We start from the raw sequence: 17,101 nt of genomic DNA, 5'->3' as shown, positions 1-17,101 counted from the left end.
CAGCCGGGAGGGGGCGGCGGCCAGGACGGGTCGGGCTGCCAGCCCGCCGGAGGGACCCAGCCCTGGACCAGGGGCCAGTTCGGCGGCGGATTGAACCGGAACCTGTCCACACTCACCCGTCCACTCCCCTCCCCCGGCACCGCCCGGTGCCCCGCCCTCGATTTCCCGCGCGATCATGCCGTGCAGGTGGCCGGGAGGAAGACCGATCTCAAGATTCGGCGCAAAACGGCGTCCTGGCTGCCACCGAAGGCCTGCGGGCGAGGGCCGTCGCACTGCGGCTTCGGCAGAGCCGTGCCCGGCACGTATTGCCGCCGGTTGGGACCTCTCCTGTCAGGCTCCTCCAGGCGGCGTTGGTATTACGCCGCCTGGAGGAGCCTCTTCATGCAGCCCAGCATTCCGGGTGGAACCGTGCCTGCCGAGACGGCCGGCGTCGCACCCAGGGCCGGTCAGTGTGTCTCGCCCACGCGGGGGTACGGGACGTACCACTCGTGTGCTGCCCAGGAACCCGTACCCTGCACATCAGATGGCCGGTTTCTGTGCCTCCGGTCCCCCCACTTTCAAGGAGTTGTTCGTGTCTTCTTCCCTTACGCCCGTCCAAAGCATCGACGCGACGACCGCGGCGCTCCAGGAAGAGCTTCCTCAGCTGGAGCAGCTTCAGCTGGAACTCGAGAAGGAGCTGGCCGCGGTCTCGGAGCGCGTCCTGTCGGTCCGTACGGCCCTGACAGCCCTGCTCGCCCTGGCCGAGACCCCCGCCCCTCAGGCGGTGCGGGCCACGCCTGAACCGGCTGAGGTGGAGGACGAGACCGCGGTCCAGGCGACGACAGTGCAGGAGGCCGGTCCGGTTCCCGCGCCCCGCAAGGCCGCGGTCACACGCACGGCCAGCGAACGTAAGGGGACGCCCGCCAAGGCCACCGGGAGGAAGGAACGATCCTCCGCGAAGAAGCCTCGCGTCACGGCCGCGTCACGGAAGGCCGCACCCGCTGCGAAGGACTCTGCCGGCTTCACCGAGCAGGTGATCGCCGTTCTCGCCCGCACGCCGGAAACGCCGATGCGCGCGCGGGACGTCGCTCAGGCACTCGGCCGTGACTCCTCGACGGGTGCCGTGAACGCCGTCCGCAGCACCCTCGACCGCCTCGTGGCCACCTCCCGGGCCGCCCGCGCCGGCCGCGGCCTCTATCAGGCCACTGCCACCAGCTGATCCAGCGCATCCCGTAGTCGTGTGCCCGGGCGGTGGCGTGAAGCCAGAGCTCCAGCTCCGCGAGTTCGAGTATGTAGCAGACCCTCAGGAACGCAGCGGTCTGGTGAAGGTCGACGAGAAGGGTGTCGCCCGCGATGACGCGGCAGGCGGTGCTGACGGCAGCGACCACGAGCCCGCGATTCGTTGCCTCTCCCCCGGCGGGAGATAACCGGCCCAGATGTGTTGCCGGCGCAGGGCACGGCTCAGATCTGCCCTGGAGAAGATGAAGGCGGGGTCGGGCGCTTTGTGAACGTCGTACGGCGCGCGGGTCGCGCGGCGTGCCCGGATCCACAGTTCCAGACATCGGTGGAGGCCAGTGGTGAGTCCGCCGAGTTCCTCGTCCTTGGTGAGGGTCATCAGAACGAACTCCTCGACACTTTCCCAAGAAGGGCTCAGCACACTCGGTATACCGCCCCTACGGAGATGGTCCTACACCGTCTGCCCGCCGGATGCACTCCGGGGGCTGGACGGCAGCGGTCCTTCCCGCCTGGATTGGGGTCGCAGGAGTATTGCCTTTCGCTGGCCGCCTGCCCGGGCTTTGGTGTCAGCGAGCGGCTTCGTCGATCCAGGTCTGCGGGATCAGTTTGCGTCCGCCTCTCCAGTTGTGGCTCACAGAGTCCTGGAACCAGGGCTCATCGAGGTTGGCGTGGTCGGAGACGATGATCTGCAGGTCGGGGGCGAGTTCGCGGACCACGTCGTAGAGCAGCCGGAACAGTCGCGTTACGGCGGCGCGGTCGGTGTCGTCCTCCAATGCTCCCGATGCCTGGTCGACTTCGGAGCGGTACCAGACCTGGGTGGGCTGGTCGAGCATGAGGATGCGCGGGACGGGCCGGTGCTGGCGGGTGAAGTAGCGGTGCAGGGCGAGGTGGGCGATGACGTGGTAGCCGATCCAGTTCTCGCCGCTGCCGATGCGGAAGAGCGGGGCCGGCCCTTGCTCGGTGTCGGTGACGACAGTCAGGCGGCTGAGGTCGAGGCGGACGTTCTGGCCGCTGTGCTCGAGCTGGAGCCTGTCGGCCCACTCCGTCATGTCCTGGCTGATGGCGACGAGACGCGAAGTGAGCTGTTCGCGTTCTTCGTTGGGGTCGAGTTCCGCTGTCAGGGCGTCGACTCGGGCCTGGGCGGTGGCCAGGAGGCTGCGCAGGCGGGCTACCTCGGTGTCGGTGCTGGAGGGCAGGGCCGCGAGGCTGGCGTGGATGCGGCCGCGCATGAAGTCGTGCCGGGAGGTGTCGGAGAGACGTTCGGTGGCGGCGAAGGAGGAGGCGAGGGCCTGCAACGCCCTGTCGGTGGCTCGGATCTGGGCGCGCAGTGTGTCGGCCTGCTCGTCGAGTGCGGTCAGGGCTGCCCGTCTGGCCGGCCGGGCGGCTTCGACGTCTTCGAGCTGCACGGTCAGGCGGGCCAGGCTTGCGTGCAGCTCGGCCGCGGTCGGGTCGGGCTCGTGCAGGAGCGATCCGCACAGTGCGCAGGCGGTGGAGGTATGGGCGTCTGCGTCCGGCGGTACGTCGAGGAGGTTCAGGCTGGCGAGGCGTGCGGTCTGGGTTCGGACGGCGCCGGTGTAGTCGGTGGCGGTGGTGTCCTGCTGCAGAAGCGTCTCGCGGTCTGTCGTGATCGCTTTCAGGCGGGTACGCAGTTCGTCGCGCTGCGTGGTCAGGGCATTTTTGCGGGTGGCCGTCTCGGGGTCGGCTTCGGCCGGCACGGGTCCGGCGTTGACGGCTTGGTAGAGCAGGGACAGTGCCGTGTCGCGGTCCGGCTGCTGTTCGTCTTGGACCATGCCGAGCGTGAATGCTTCACGCCACAGTGAGGCCAGGCCGGCTTCGGCTGTCTGGGAGGCCTGAAGGGCTTGCTGGTGGGCGGTGTCCGCGGCCCGTACGTCGCGTTTGGCGGCTGCGAGCTGGGCCCGCTTGAGTGCCTGGTCTCGAGGAACGGCACCGAGGAAGTACGGAATGGTGTCCTTCAGGGTCTGCGCCATGAACTGCTCGCCCTGGCGGTGGAAGAGGAAGCCGGGGTCGGCGATCTCGCTCTGGCGTTGCAGGCAGAGCAGGGCTGCGTGGCCGATGTGGGCTTCCACGGCCTGCCGACTCGACCCGGTGGGCGGTTCGTGGAGGTTCTCCTCGATGCCGATGCGCCGCCCGAGTTGCTCGCGGACAGCGTTGGTGTCGGCGTTGACCTCGAGCTCGTCGTATTCGAGGGGTTCGAGGTCCGCTCCGAAGACGATCATGGCCTGCTGGGTGGAGGCTTTGCCGGGCTTGGGGGCGGGGCGGCCGACGAACACGCGCCCGGCGTCCAGCTGGAAGAGAGCTGCATACCAGGAGATGGTGCTGGTGATGGGGCCGACCGGCATCTGCACGGTGTCTCGGCCCAGGCAGGACTCGACGATCTCGAGCAGAGCGCTCTTGCCCGTCTTCGACTCGCCCGTCACGACGTTCAGGGCGCCGGGTGTGAAGTCCAGGACCTGACGGTTGCCTGACTTGCTGTACAGAATGATCGCGAGCAGTTGCACGGGCTCAGGGTGCCACGCCCAGGACCGCAAAGACAGTTGCAGGACTCTCCGCTTTGGACAGCCAGCGGCCGGTCAGACTGGCCTTTCGCAGGATCTGGTCAAGCTCGGGCGGGGTCTTGAAGCCGCGTGGCCTGCGGAAGGTAGATCTCACGCGCCCTTCGGGTTCGAGGGCGAGGGCGTCGTGAGCGAGGCCGAATCGTGTGCCTTCCTTGACCGTTTCCGCCAGGGCCTGGGCTCGGGCAGGAAAGCCGGCCCGGATGACCGGATGCTGGCCCGCCCAGGCTGCCAGGTGGGTTCGTGTCGAGGGCGGCAGGGCTTGTCGTGTGGGGCGGTGCAGCACCAGGGGGGCCACGATGAATCCCAGAGCCCAGGGCATGCCCTGGTCGCTCTCCTTGTCGTAGCCCTGGGCGGCCGTGGCCAGGACCGCCGAGATGAGAGCAGGATTGAGCATCGCGGCGGAGATCGGGTGGCGGTCAGCCCAGACGGTCATGCGAGTCCTTGCTGGTGTACGGCCGGTCGGTTAGAGGGCAGAGCGCCGTTATGCGTTCACCTTGAGGAGTTGGGCGATACGCGTCTCGAAGTCGGGGTGCCAGCCGACTTTACCCAGCTCAGCCAGCATGTGCCGCTGTCCGCGGGCGAAGAAGGGGTCGTTGAAGCGCGAACGCACGCACAGGCCTGTCTGGCCGAGCAGCTGGCGCAGTAGTGCCTTTCCTGCGGTTTTCTTCTCGTCGTCGCCGGCGTCTTCGTCAAGGGAGTCGAGCATCCACTCGAACTCGCGGTCCCATTCGTCGACGAGTTCGTTCTCGAAGCGGGTCAGCTCGGCTGCGCCGATGAGGTCCTCTTCGAGCCAGCGCACTGAGTGGGTGTAGGCGCGGTAGTAGTCGACGATGGCCTTTTGCAGGTTGCGCGGCGGGAAAGCCACCCAGTGCATCTGCTGCACGAACGGGTGCATGCGGTACTTCTGCTCCAGCTCGCCGGCGTTGACGTCGCCGAGTTCGACGAGGGTGGGCAGGTTGTCGCGGGTGAACTGGTCTCTGATGTCGGCGATCGCAGCTTGGGCGTCTCCGACGTCGATGCGGCGCTGGGTCCCCCGCAGAAGAGCGAGCGCTGTCTCGTCCCACCAGCGCCAGATCCCGGCCAGGAACAGGTCTTCGTGGCCGGGCGGCAGTGCCCAGTGCAGCCGCTGTTTGACCTGGGAGGCGATGTCCTGGATGTGAGGCGACTGGTCGATCACCCGGATCCTGGAGACGAACGTCAGGCGCTCGGAGCCGGTAAGGCTGAGGAACTGCTGGCGGGCAGTCTGCGTCAGCTGCGACTTCGAGGTGCGCGCGACCTGTTCGAGGAGCCTGAGCGCCTCTTTGTCGTTGCGGGTGGAGGAGCGCAGTGCCGCGACGGCGGTGTCATCAGCGGCGGTCTCGGTGGTGACGAGAGCGAGTGCAGGACCGTTGGCGTCCGCTGGGGAGGCTTCGTCCATCCACACCTTCAGGGTGCGCCAGACGTCCGTGGCGGAGTCGGTCAGCATCCGGTGCTCCCCCATGTGATGCTTGATCTGGAGGAGTTCGGTAGGCGTCCCCTCCTCCTCCCACGCCACATCGTCGTAGAGCTCCAGACTCAGTGCCGCGTCCGGCCGGTCGGCACCGCTCTGCAGCAGTTCGACCAGCGCCCACCAGGTCTGGTGCTGGTAGCCGATGGCGTTCGGAGCAGCACCGTGCGAACCCTTTCTCATGACGTGCAGTCTCCCCCCACTTGATCGCGGCGTCCAGGCGCCATACCCACCCTCGGATCGAACTTACGTACGATTGTCTCGATGGGGCGCACGCTACGTCAATCTCGCGGCGGTGCTGTGATGTTCGGGCCGCGAAAAACCGGTGCTGATTCGCCTCCACCACGACCGCCGATCACTTCCGCGGTGGCCGTCGCAAACCTCCCGCTCAGGCCGTGCCTGAGGAGCCGGACGACCTGGGCGGCAGTGACGGCGGCAGCGGTGACATCGACTGCGTGATCTGGCAGGTCGAGGTGGAATGGGTCATGCAGGCTCTGCCGCCGCGGCACGCCGACTGCCTGCACAGGCCGTCTGGGCCGGCGGGGTCGCGGATACGCGCGCGGGCCGGATCCGGCTCTCCTGTTTCCGCCTGGCTGCCTGTCTGCTGTGGGGGGAAGAGAAGCAGACAGGCCGCGGATGCCGTGCACAACGTGGCGCGGTGACTGTCACTGGGGGCGCTGTGGATACGCAGGGTCTGTCCGTGCGTCTGTTCCGGCTCGCGGTGCTGACGCGGTTTTCCGGGCAGCAGGTCCGTCTCGCGGTGCATGCCTGGGTGTGTCCGGTCGCCCCTGAGGACGGCAGAAGAGTGGAGAGCAGCGGAGTGCGGCGGATGGTAGAGGCCTCACCGAGTGCGGCTGCTTGCGCCATTCAGGAGGCCTGTCGTCATGGCTTGCGTGTGCTGGCTTCTTGCTTGCGCTGCGGCGGGTGGCCGGCTGCCGCCGACAGCGCCGCCGCTCGGCGGTCTTGACCGCGTTCTTGTGACGTCTGGTGTCAGAGGGATGCGGCTTTGGTGACGGCGCCGGCCAGGGTCTGCTGGCTGAGGTAGCGGTGGGCGGCGTGGGGTTCTGCGATGCCGTTGTTGACCACTTCGTCCTGGATGGCGGGGGCGAGGGATGCCAGTCCGCCGTGGGCGACGATGTCACCTGCGGCTCGGAGGTTGATCCAGTCGATGCCTGCCGGAAGGCTGAGGCCGTCTTCGCATCCCAGGGAGCGGCGCACGGTGAGCCAGCCCAGGGGGGAGCCGCAGGTGACCAGGGTGGTGAGGCCGTCGGGGCCAGGGCCGGTGTCCTGCCGGGTGAGCATGTCGTAGGCGATGACGCTGCCGAGGGAGTGGGCGATGACCAGGCGGGGGCCGGGGCGGTGGAGCTCGGTGCGGACTTCGTCGCGGATGCGGTCGCCGATGTCGTGGTGGAGGTAGCGGTAGACCTGCCGTATGGGCTTGAGCAGGTGCCGGCCCACGCCCCGGCCCAGGGTGCGGTCGGCTGCGGCGAGCGCCTGGGCGACCGGGCGGGGGGCGTAGGGGATGCCCAGGCCGAGAGTTTCGGTCGCGATGTCCTGGGTGTCGGTTCCCGGGGGGATGTACTCGGCGAGTGTGCCCAGGACGAAAGCTTCTTCTTCGCCGGTGAAGGGTTCGTCGTCGTCGACCAGGGGGGTGTTCTCGTCTGCGTTCAGGTGCCGGCTTGGGTGGCGGAAGAGGTGCCCGTAGTAGGCCACGGTGAGTGGCGGGAGCGGGCATGCGGGGCCGTGATGGGTACGCAGTCCCTTGGCGAGAGCTGCTGACCACTCGGCCGAGAGCGTCGTGCTGGTGGTCTTGCCCTGCCAGATGCCGTGGATCCCGACGATGTGCATGCTGGTGTGTCTCCCCCGAGCCCGGCCCCACGAGGGCCACTTGTTGCGGCGATCGTATCCAGACGGCGCTGCGCCGGTGGCTAAGGTTCATGGACAAGGGCGGGATTTCAAGAACGTGGGACAGGTGTGGCGGTGCGGGGTCCTCGACAGCTGGTGATCGTTTCGGTGGATGACTACTTCACCGGGGATGAGGCGTTCGCCGCGAAAATCCGTGAACAGGTGCAGGTGGTCACCGGGTGGCTGGCGGATCCGGCGCTGGATTCGGGGCGGCGGTTCGAGACTGCGCGAGCCAAGCTCGGCTCGGCCGAGGACCTTCGGGCGTTTCTGGTGGAGCAGGAGCTGACACGGCCCGAGTGGGATGAGGCGGTCGTCGTCTACATCACCGGGCACGGGCTGCGCGGCCCTTCGGGGCGTCACTACCTGACGTTCGGGGACACTTCGAGCGGGCGACTTTTGGGGACGGCGTTCCCTACGAGCGAGCTGGTCACGCAGGTGCTGGACAGCGAGGCGGAGCACGTGCTGGTGCTGGTCGACTCCTGCTTCGCCGGCAGCTTGGACAGTGAGCTGAGAAAACTGCTGGAGGACTTGTCCCTCGCGCGAAGGCGACTGAAGACGCTGGCCGTTGTTGTCAGTGGGGATTTCCACGAGTCTCCGCGGGTGGGTGAGTTCACCGAGCTGCTGGGCAAGGCACTGGCGAAGGCGGGAGACGAGTCCGCAGGATTTACCGCTTCTCATCTGACCTTCGAGGAGTGGGACAGTCTGCTGAGGACGGTGGGGCGGGAGAACCCCGGTCTGATCGAGGCAGTGTGGGCATGGCCACGCTCTCGCGATGATGTTCCGAGCCTGTGTCTGCCCAACCCGCACTTCGTTGCGGAGGAGCAGGTGGTGCAGGCGCCTCGGCAGCCGTTGGCGCTGTCGGCGCCGGCCTTGGACCAGTACTGGCTCAACCGGGCCTCCGGCCGCACCGGTGAGAGCGATCCGGGCTGGTACTTCAGCGGGCGTCAGGCACTGATGAGGCAGCTCGTGGAGTTCGTCGCCGACGGCGAGGGCGTACTGGCGGTCACGGGCGCAGCCGGGTCGGGCAAGTCTGCTCTGCTGGCCCGGCTGGTGACCTTCAGCGATCCTCTCTTTGCCGTCGAGTCCCGATTCGCGAACGTGGTCAGTACGGTCGCTGAGGAGCTGCGTCCCGGGCTTGGATCGGTGGACGCGGCGGTAGTGGCCCGGGGAAAGTCGTCTTTGGAGTTGCTGCAGGATCTGCTGTCCGCGTTCGGCGCGGCGGTGTCGAGCGCTCCCCCTCTGCAGGCGCTGCTGACGCTGCTCGGCGATACGGGTATCCGCCTGGCAAGGCCCGTCACCGTCGTGGTCGACGGTGTCGACGAGGCACAGCAGCCTCGTTCCGTGTTGTCCGATGTCCTGGTGCCGCTGGCGAGACTGAAGGGGGCAGATGGCAGCCCCGCTGTCCGCCTGGTCTTGGGTATGCGCAGTTCGGCTCTGGGAGCGGGGGACGGCAAACTGCGGGATGCGGCGGCTGATCAGCTGCTCGATGTCCTGCACACGCTGTTGCAGGCGAACGCAGTGGAGCAGGAAGTCCCGCTGGCACGGATGCGTACGGATGGTCCGGGAGTCGTCGGGGACATCACCGCTTATGTGCGGGCGCTGCTGCAGATGCCGGAGAGCAGCCCCTATCACGGCCTTGAAGATGCGGCCGGACAGGCGGCGGACATCATCGCCCGGGCCGTGGAGCCGTCGTTCCTTGACGCACGACTGGCGGCAGCGCAGCTGCGGAGCGCGCCTGCGGTGCAGGACACAGATGAAAAGGCGTGGCGCGAGCGTCTGCTGGAGGGGACGTTGGCGCTGTTCAGCAGCGACCTGCGGCAGGTCGCTCTCGATCAGTCGGTGCGGATCGACGTGCTGCTGGCCGTGCTGCGTGCCACCGCATTCGCGCAGGGTTCCGGGCTGCCGTGGGCGGAGGTGTGGCCGGCGGTCGCCTCGGCGGTGCTGGGCGCGGGAGCGCCGGGAGCACAGGAGCTGGATGACGTCATCAGGACGGTGCGGCACAGCCGTCTGGTGGGTTACCTCGTCACGGGCCAAGAGGACGGCCGGGTCACCTACCGGCCGGCCCACCAACGGCTGACGGAGGTTCTCCTGAGAAACCCGGCCGACCTTGCCTATGGTCCGGACAAGGAGACGGCTGCGGACTGGGCTGATGCCATCGGAGGGATGCCGGGACTGGTGCAGGGGCATCGTGCGATCGCCGAGGCTTGCGCGGAGCTGGCGCGCAGGGCTGCTCCGGGGGCACCGCATCCTTATGTGCGCCGCTATACGGTGGCTCACGCCGATGCCGGGGGCGTCCTGGACGACTCGATCATGCCGGTGTCGTTGGCTGCGCGGGAAAGTTCGGGGACGGTGCGGGCACGGCTGGGGCTGCCCTTGCCGGTGGAGGACGGCAAGCGCCGGGTGCTGGCGGCGGCCGGGCTGATCGAGCCTTATATCGATGAGTCGGTCGATGCGGTGTCGCGGCTGAGTTCTGTGCGGTTTCAGCTGGCGGCCTGCAGCAACGGGGAGCGCCAGGACGGTGTTGTCGAGGACCCGGCGACCGTTCCGGTCGCCGGCCTGAAGGCCGGCCCCGGCACGGTTCCGGTCAGGGTGCAGTGGCGGCCACGCGCCAATGTGGTCGCTTCGGCAGACTCGCACGTCTTCACGCTGTGCGCGCTCACCACCGCGGAGGGACGCGGTCTGATCGCCGCGGGCACCCGCCGCGGGATCACGGTGTGGGACGCCTCGAGCGGACAGAAGGTCGTGCAGATCGACACAGGGCTGACCTGGGACCTGAGCGTCATCAAAGCAACGAGCGGACGTTCGTTCCTGGTGGCCGGCGGTCAGGAGGGGGCTGGCGTGTTCGATCCACTGTCGGGGCGGGAACTTGCTTCTCTGCGGAGAGTGGACGCCCACCACGTCCAGGTCCTGCAGGACGGGCCTTACAGGTGGCAGGTGGCCGTCGAGAGCGCATCCAACATCGTGCGGTGGCGTCCTTCGGAGGGCGTGAGCGAGGTAATCGGCGCTGTTGCCTCTCGCAGTCTAAAGACGGTTGCCTGGCTGCGTAGTCCTGCCAGCCGGATGGTGCGGCTGTTCAGGGATCGCGCCGAGTTCATGCTGCACGACCCGTTCACCGGCAGGACAACGCCGGTCGCGCTGCCGTCGGCTGTGTCCCTTCGGATTGACGCGGCGCCCGGGCCCGACGGTCATGACCTGCTGGCCGTGATGCGCCAGAACAGGGTCGAATTGTTCGATCCCTTCGAGGGCAGAGTGAGGGGCAACCTTCCCGGACGGGCAAACGGGGCCGTGATACTGACGCTGCCGGAAGGCCACCGTGTACTGGGGCTGAGGAGTCCGGGCACGGTCACGGTCTGGGACACCGCCGCTGACACACCTCTGGAGCTGGCACGTTTCGACTGCCCTGCTGGATCTCGTATCACCGCCGTGACCCTGCAGGACGGCTCCTGGGGGCTGGCGGCCACCAGCGACGCAGGGATTGCGCTGCTGCGTGCGCAGGGTGTGTCACCGGCGCACCCTTCGCCGGCAGTCCGGGGCCAGGTCCACTCGCAGGTCAGCGCGGTCGTCAGCGAGACAGACGGGAGGCAGTGGCTGGCAGTGGCACAGGACGGCGGTGTGTCCCTGGTGGATCCGGTCAGCGGTCAGCGGCTTGATCATCTGGAATGCCCGCCGCCGGTGCGGTGCGTGGAAGGAGTGCCGGACCTGGGCAATGGGCCTGCGGTGGCCGTGGCGCACGGGCAGGGCGTGGTGCTGTGGCAGCCACTGATAAAACTCGTTGAGAAAATCGTGGGAACACCCATGTGGGGCGTGATGCTTTTGGGAGCCAGGCTCAACAGCGGCCAGCCCGCTTTGTTCATCGCGCACGGTACCGCCCTGTGGGGACATGACCTGCTCACCGGGAAGCACTGGTTCCTGCAGCCTTCGGCACAGGACAAGATCACCAACCTGGCGGCATATCCGTCACCGACGGCGTGCGTTCAAGTCATCGGCGTGACCAAGAGACACATGAGCATATGGAATGCGGCCGACAGTTCTACGGGCACGAGAGCCAGACTCACCCCACCCGCGGGCCGGGGCGCCTGCGTCGTTCCCGTAGCGGGAGACGCTCCCGTGGTGGCCGTCGCCAGCGGCAAAGAGGTGACCCTGTACGCTCCGGGCACCTGGAAGCCGGCCAGGCGGATCGACACCCCGCTGACCACAGCGATCATCCCGGTACGTCAGGACGACGGAACATGGCTGGTGGCCACCGGCAACGGTACGGGCCTGCGCCTGTGGGAACCGTCGAGCGGTGAGCTGGTGCACTGCGTGCTGACCGCCGCACCGGTCACGCACATCACACAGACGACAGGGCCGGACAACATGCTGCACATCAGCGGACCTGCCGGGCATGCCTCTGTCCAATGGAACTCTGGACACGGCGTGCCGTAGAAGACCTGCCTCGTCTCGGCGGGTGTGAGGCGCCGGCCTCGATGACGGAGCACGCCGATGAACTTCCAGCGGTCAGCTGCTCGGTGTCCTTAACCCGCGCAGGGCGGATCGCCACGCGGTGAATCTTGGCCGCCGGACGCAGGTGCCGTCGACGTCCGTCTCCGGGCATCGGCGGCACCTGCTCTGCGTCACCGGTCGTCTCGGTCGCGGCCCAGCAGCAGGGCCAGGACCAGGCGGGCCTCCTTCCGGCGCTCGGCGGACGGGTCGAAAACCGCCAGCAGGGCGACGGTGACGACGGTCAGGCCGTGGGTGGCGATGACAGTGGTGCTGATGGGCTCGTTGATCAGTTCGAGCAGGGTGAGCACGGTGGGTCTCCTCACGGGTTGACCCCGCCGTTCGTGGCGGGGTGTGGTGAGGTGATTCGGCCTCGTCCGGGGAGTTTCCGGCGATGTGTGCTCGCGCCGCTGGTGAGCGTCTACGCTGGTCAGGGCCCGCATGAGAGGTTTTCCGGCGGTGTGCGGGCCGGATGGGGTGGTGGATGCAGGGGCGGACGGCGGCCCAGAAGTTCGCGGGCGTGCTGGAACGGTCTTCATCTGAAGGCGGGCAAGCCGACGCTCCAAGCACTGGTGCGTGCTGGGCGGCAGCAGGCTCCGCCTGTTGCGCTGAGCACGTCTTCGTTGGGGGCCTGGCTGAAGGGAGAGAGCGTTCCTTCGAACCCGGCAGCCGTCGGGTTCCTCTTCGGACACCTCACGGCACTGGCCCGCAGGGGAGGTGAGCCGGTCCCCGACGTCTCATGGACAAAGCTGTGGGAGGAGGCCCGCGCGGAGAAGCGGGCTTTGCGCGGCGGGCGTCCGCCTCGCCCCCGCGTGGTGACAGCCGAGTCCCTGGCCGCCTCTGGGGGACGGGGAACGCTCGTTTCGGCCCTTCAGGCTGCCGACGCTTGCAGCGAGTGGGAAGTACACCCCTCGGCCGTGGCAGCTTCCGACAGAGGAGGAGCGCTGCCGTTGTACGTGCGCAGGGCGCACGATGCAGCGGTGCGGCAGGTGGTGGCGCGGGCGGGGGCCGGGTCGAGCGGGATGGTGGTTCTGGTCGGGGGTTCGTCGTCCGGCAAGACCCGGGCATGCTGGGAGGCGGTGCGGGAGCTTCCGGCAGGGTGGCGGTTGTGGCACCCGCTCGACCCGACGCCTGCCAAGGCGCTGGTCGATGCCCTGGAAGAAGGCATTGCGCCGCGCACCGCGATCTGGCTCAACGAGCTTCAGCGGTACGTCGGGGAAAGCGCCGGCGAGGAGGCGGAGCGGGTGGCAGCGGGGCTGCGCGCGCTGCTTCAGGATCCAGAGCGTGGGCCTGTCCTCATCCTGGCGACCGTCTGGCCGGAGCACTGGACCCTGATGGCCGACCGTCCCTTCGGTGCCGACCGCTATCCGCAGGCGCGTGAGCTGCTTGTCGGCCGGGCCGTCCACGTGCCTTCCTCCTTCGACCAGGCCGTCAGGGACGACATACGTGCGGTCGGTGCCCACGATCCGCGGCTGACCGAGGCGATGGAGCGGGCGGCGGACGGCCAGATCACCCAGTATCTGGCTGGTGCTCCTGCCTTGACCGACCGGTATCGCATGGCTCCGCCTGGTGCGGCCGCGCTGGTCCGGGCCGCCATGGACCTCTCCCGCCTCGGCGGGGTGCCCCGGATACCACAGGGTTTCCTGGAGGCCGCCGCAGACGGGTACCTGAGCGACAGCGAGTACGAGGCTTTGGGCGAGGACTGGTTCGAGCAGGCCCTTGCCTACGTGGCGACGCCGTTTCGCGGCGTGCGGGGCATGCTCAGCCCGGTCCACGCCCGACCGGGTGCCTCCGACGGCACGACCCGGTTCCTGCTGGCCGACTACCTGGACCAGGCCGGTCGCAGGGAGCGTCGGTACGCCGCTCCCCCGGCATCGTTCTGGCAGGCGGCGCGCCGGCATCTGGTCGATCCCCAGGCACTGACGTCGCTGGCCAGGGCCGCTCAGGCACGATGGCGTGACCAGGACGCGGCGCTGCTCTACCAGCAAGTCCTCGACAGCGGTGACACGCGTTCCGCTCTGAAACTGGCGTGGCTGTGGCAGGAGCGCGCCAGACCCGAGGAAGCTACGCGCGTGCGCCGGCAGGCAGCCCTCGCAGGACACGTGGAAGTTCTCGAGGAATACCTGCGGGAGCTGGTAGACGCAGCGGACCTGGCAGGCGCCGAACAGGTGCTGCGAGAGGCAGCGGACAAGGGTATGCCGGCCGCTCAGCTCATTCTTGCCAGGGCGTTGGCGGAGGACGGACAGCTTGACGAGGCTGCCCGCTGGTATGACGAGGTGGCCCGGTGCGGTGATACGGAGGTGCTGCATGCGTATGCAAGTGACCTTCGGGTCAGCGGTGACCTTGACCGCGCCCGTCGCATCCTGCAAGCGGCCAAAGACTGCAAAGCAGCACGCGAACTCGCCTTTCTCGCCGCCGAGTCCGGTACAGCGGCGGAAGCCGAGGAGGCCGCCATGGAAGCGTTCGCCTGCGGTGAGACGCGGCCGCTGCAGCTGCTTGCCCAGAAGGCGGCCGCCGAGGCACGGCCTGCGGACGGAGTCCGGTACTACCGTCATGCCGTCGCCGTGATGGAACGCCGGCGCCGGCTCCGTTCCCCGCAGAGCGGCCTCATCGATCTCCTGGCCCGGCTGCAGGGCCTCACCGATCTCATCAGCCCCAGCAGGCTGCCGATGCCCGCGGGTGAGACATGGGCTCTGCGTGAGCTCGTGGCCCTCCTCGACGCGGTCGAGGGCGAGCAGACGGGTGACAGCGAACTGCGCAGCGCCGCTGACGGCGGAAACCGGTGGGCCCTGGAGATGCTCATCCGCCGCCTGCACAAGCGGGGAGAAGGAAGCGATGGTGAGGCGCTGGTCAGGGAGAAGGCAGCCGAGGGCGAGCTGTGGGCTGTGTGGACGCTGGCCCACCGCGCCCGCCACGATGCGAGCGCCGACCGGGCCCAGGCGCAGGCCCTGCTGAAGAGCGCGGCTGCCGCGGGCATCGCGCAGGCTTATGCGGCCCTGGTCGAGGACGCGGAGAACGCCGGCCTTACGGAGGAAGCCGACCAGTGGACGCTGCGCGCCGCCGCCGGTGCTTACACACAGCCGCTGTGGAACTTGATCAGGGAGCGGGAGAAGGCCGGCAGCTTCGACACGGCCGAACGGCTGGCCTGGCAGGCGGCCGCCTCCCTCGGAACCTCGGTCGTGCGGCAGCTGGCAGAAAGACGCAGCGACGAGATGGCGCTGCCGCTGCTGTGGCGCGCCTACGAAGCGGGCATGCCCTGGGCTCCCGGCATGCTCGCCATGCGTCTGGAAGCCGCCGGAGAACACACGCAGGCCGAATTCCTCGCCCGGATCGCCGCTGACACCGGCGACAGGGAGCCTCTTGAGATTCTGGCCGGGAAACGGGCATGTGACGATCCCGACGGCACCTGGAGGGCGCTGCTGGCCAACGGCCTGACCGCGCAGGGGACCGCCGCACCCCCCTGGTGAGATGAGCGGGCCAGCAGCCGCGAGCTCGTGCACACCGCCTGCTTGCCGCGCCTCGCTACGGCGGCAGTGCGCCTTGTCAGCTCCACTGGGAGACATCACCCTATCCCTGTTCTCGTCATGATGACGAGAACAGGGATAGGGTGATGTCTCCCAGATCCGATGATGAGGAAAGGAGCCGTCATGTCTGCGGACCATCCCCTGGCCACGACGTTTCCATTCGAGTCCCTTGATGAACTGGAGATGGCAACGGCTCCTTGGAGCCCCACCGAGAGCCTCTTCCACTACACGAACGCGCATGCTGCATCTATCATTCTGGCCGGCGGCAAGCTGCGCCTTTCGCCCTATCCCAGGACCAACGATCTGTGGGAAACGGAGCCGCTGCATCCGACGCTCAGCGGCCCTGGAGGGGATGACTTCAGCGCAAGCTCCGCCCTGTGGGAAGAACTCGATCGGCACCTCCGTCTGAACGCCAAAGTCGGATGCCTGACAAGGGACTTCACCACCTCTGCAGACATCGGCAACCCTGACGCACGCCGCGGGTGGGCCCTTCTCGCGCTGTGGTCACACTACGGCGACGGATACAAGGGCGTCTGCCTCAGACTGGACCACGGCAAGCTCGTCGAGTCCTTTCTGCGCCACGCAGGTCCGGCAGCCCTCGCCTTCCACGCCCCGGTCCAGTACTTGAACGGCCAAACCGGGCCCTCCACCACCAGCAGCATCGACCGCAGACAGGTCTCAGAGTTCGGTGCGGACGCCGTGGCGCTGGCCTACGCCGAGGCCAACAAGGGCCCGCTGTACTTCCGCAAGCACAGCGCCTGGTCCTACGAAGCCGAGTACCGCCTCATCCTGCTCAACCAGTCCGGCGATTACGACTTCGTCGACATCCGCGATGCCGTCACCGGCGTCATCCTGGGCCCCCGGTTCTCCGAGGAAGACATGCCGGCCCTCAAAGCGGCTCTTGAGAACTACCCGAGGGCTGAAGTGCGGCAACTGCGCTACCACCACCGCAGACTCTTCCTCGCCCCCTTCGAGGGTTTCCCTCCCGCCTCCCGGCCGAGCCATGGCCAGATGCCTCCCGGCCGGCGAGAGGGCTCACTGGCCGAGCGCTTCCTCGCCCTGCAAAAAGCAGAGAGTGAAGCTGCGGCACAACACCGAGATGCCGTGGTACTCGCCCGCGCGCCGCTGGAGCAGCTCCAGGAAGGCCTCTCGGCGCTGGAAGCCGAGCTGGGACTGTGGCCCGGAACGCAGGCCGGCCCCGTCTCGCCGGGCGTCGCAGCCATCCCCGAGGACGAGCGAGCGCGCCAGCCCGGTGTACCGGGAGAGACCATCCACTACCAGCGCGGCTTCCACTGCGGGGTAAAGCCCCCTTCGCTGCACCGGCCCATCTTGACCGCGTCGGCAGCCGTCCAGGTCCTCGACGGTGAGCGCCTGCGCCTCTACGGCCTGGTCACCCTCGAGGACGATCGCCCCTACGAAGTCTGGTGCGACCGGAAAGAGGTGGACGCCTCCGGTGCCTCTGCCGTGGTGGAGGCTCTCCTGGGTGCGCTGAGCGCTGCTACACGCGACGCCCGCCCTCTGTTCGACCAGGCCCGGGACGGCAACACAGTGCAAGGACCTGGCGAGGACGCGCATTGAGGCGTGCCTCCCAGGACGGCATCTGGGAAGACCGACGTCACGTGGCTGCCGTGGGGACGGCCCGTGGATCACCGTCGTGATCTCGGGTGCTGTCTCGGCCATGACGCGTCCCGTCCGGGTCAGCCTGTCTTGCTGGCACGCCATTCGAGGGCTTGCGGGGTCTCGGTGAACTCCACCAGGTGCTCTCCCGCGAAGCGTTCCAGTGCAGTGCGTACCTCGGTGGGGGTGACGTAGAAGAACTCTTTCCTGTTGTTGACGCGGTTGACGCGGCGGTCGGCGAACTCCTGGTGGAGGCGGGTTTCGAGGCCGACGGCGTCCTTGCTGAAGATCAGGGCGTG

Annotated in this window: 11 protein-coding genes; 4 read left to right on the top strand and 7 right to left on the bottom strand. The window is 68.2% G+C overall.

Features of this window, described 5'->3' with window-relative positions; all coding sequences use genetic code 11:
- Nucleotides 1–571 precede the first annotated feature (571 nt).
- Nucleotides 572–1,198: a hypothetical protein gene (locus ACFY8W_RS37870; RefSeq protein ID WP_391115727.1), complete on the top strand. Its 627-nt coding sequence runs from the start codon at nucleotides 572–574 to the stop codon at nucleotides 1,196–1,198.
- Nucleotides 1,199–1,282: 84 nt separating this feature from the next.
- Here ACFY8W_RS37870 and ACFY8W_RS37865 read toward each other — a convergent pair whose 3' ends face one another.
- The 5 genes from ACFY8W_RS37865 to ACFY8W_RS37845 all read right to left on the bottom strand — a co-directional run bounded on the left by ACFY8W_RS37865 (nucleotide 1,283) and on the right by ACFY8W_RS37845 (nucleotide 7,125).
- Nucleotides 1,283–1,594: a hypothetical protein gene (locus ACFY8W_RS37865; protein WP_391115726.1), complete on the bottom strand. Its 312-nt coding sequence runs from the start codon at nucleotides 1,592–1,594 to the stop codon at nucleotides 1,283–1,285.
- A 187-nt stretch (nucleotides 1,595–1,781) separates the two neighbouring features.
- Complete coding sequence (locus ACFY8W_RS37860) at nucleotides 1,782–3,734, bottom strand: DUF3732 domain-containing protein (protein WP_391115725.1); 1,953 nt, start codon at nucleotides 3,732–3,734, stop codon at nucleotides 1,782–1,784.
- Between the two features lie 4 nt (nucleotides 3,735–3,738).
- A complete protein-coding gene (locus ACFY8W_RS37855) occupies nucleotides 3,739–4,224 on the bottom strand; it encodes a three component ABC system middle component (RefSeq protein WP_391115724.1) in 486 nt (161 codons plus the stop codon).
- A gap of 48 nt (nucleotides 4,225–4,272) precedes the next feature.
- Nucleotides 4,273–5,460 (bottom strand): ABC-three component system protein, encoded by a 1,188-nt coding sequence (locus tag ACFY8W_RS37850; RefSeq protein ID WP_391115723.1) that lies wholly within the window; start codon nucleotides 5,458–5,460, stop codon nucleotides 4,273–4,275.
- Nucleotides 5,461–6,267: 807 nt separating this feature from the next.
- Nucleotides 6,268–7,125, bottom strand: a complete 858-nt coding sequence (locus ACFY8W_RS37845; RefSeq protein ID WP_391115722.1) for a hypothetical protein — start codon at nucleotides 7,123–7,125, stop codon at nucleotides 6,268–6,270.
- Nucleotides 7,126–7,278: 153 nt separating this feature from the next.
- Here ACFY8W_RS37845 and ACFY8W_RS37840 point away from each other — a divergent pair, with 153 nt between their 5' ends.
- Nucleotides 7,279–11,607, top strand: coding sequence for an AAA family ATPase (locus ACFY8W_RS37840; RefSeq protein ID WP_391115721.1), 4,329 nt, complete (start codon nucleotides 7,279–7,281; stop codon nucleotides 11,605–11,607).
- Nucleotides 11,608–11,795: 188 nt separating this feature from the next.
- Here the strand turns inward: ACFY8W_RS37840 and ACFY8W_RS37835 are convergent, their stop codons facing one another.
- Nucleotides 11,796–11,972 carry a hypothetical protein gene (locus tag ACFY8W_RS37835; RefSeq protein WP_382548707.1) on the bottom strand — a complete coding sequence of 59 codons (177 nt, stop codon included), beginning with the start codon at nucleotides 11,970–11,972 and terminating at the stop codon, nucleotides 11,796–11,798.
- Nucleotides 11,973–12,611: 639 nt separating this feature from the next.
- On the opposite strand from ACFY8W_RS37835, the gene ACFY8W_RS37830 reads away from it, so the two are divergent.
- Nucleotides 12,612–15,128 (top strand): hypothetical protein, encoded by a 2,517-nt coding sequence (locus ACFY8W_RS37830; RefSeq protein ID WP_391115720.1) that lies wholly within the window; start codon nucleotides 12,612–12,614, stop codon nucleotides 15,126–15,128.
- Between the two features lie 180 nt (nucleotides 15,129–15,308).
- Complete coding sequence (locus ACFY8W_RS37825) at nucleotides 15,309–16,763, top strand: DUF2971 domain-containing protein (protein ID WP_391115719.1); 1,455 nt, start codon at nucleotides 15,309–15,311, stop codon at nucleotides 16,761–16,763.
- A 119-nt stretch (nucleotides 16,764–16,882) separates the two neighbouring features.
- Here ACFY8W_RS37825 and ACFY8W_RS37820 read toward each other — a convergent pair.
- A partial coding sequence (locus tag ACFY8W_RS37820; protein WP_391115718.1) for a GIY-YIG nuclease family protein occupies nucleotides 16,883–17,101 on the bottom strand: 219 nt, incomplete at its 5' end.

The sequence above is a fragment of the Streptomyces sp. NPDC012637 genome, assembly GCF_042954805.1.
In the GTDB taxonomy this organism is placed as follows: Bacteria; Actinomycetota; Actinomycetes; order Streptomycetales; family Streptomycetaceae; genus Streptomyces.
This window is presented reverse-complemented; position numbering and strand designations above follow the sequence as displayed.

Excerpts from the sequence above, each read along its gene's own strand:
- ACFY8W_RS37865 (WP_391115726.1), bottom strand. The coding sequence starts at position 1,594 with ATGACCCTCACCAAGGACGAGGAACTCGGCGGACTCACCACTGGCCTC.
- ACFY8W_RS37855 (WP_391115724.1), bottom strand. The coding sequence starts at position 4,224 with ATGACCGTCTGGGCTGACCGCCACCCGATCTCCGCCGCGATGCTCAAT.
- ACFY8W_RS37850 (WP_391115723.1), bottom strand. The coding sequence starts at position 5,460 with ATGAGAAAGGGTTCGCACGGTGCTGCTCCGAACGCCATCGGCTACCAG.
- ACFY8W_RS37845 (WP_391115722.1), bottom strand. The coding sequence starts at position 7,125 with ATGCACATCGTCGGGATCCACGGCATCTGGCAGGGCAAGACCACCAGC.
- ACFY8W_RS37825 (WP_391115719.1), top strand. The coding sequence starts at position 15,309 with ATGTCTGCGGACCATCCCCTGGCCACGACGTTTCCATTCGAGTCCCTT.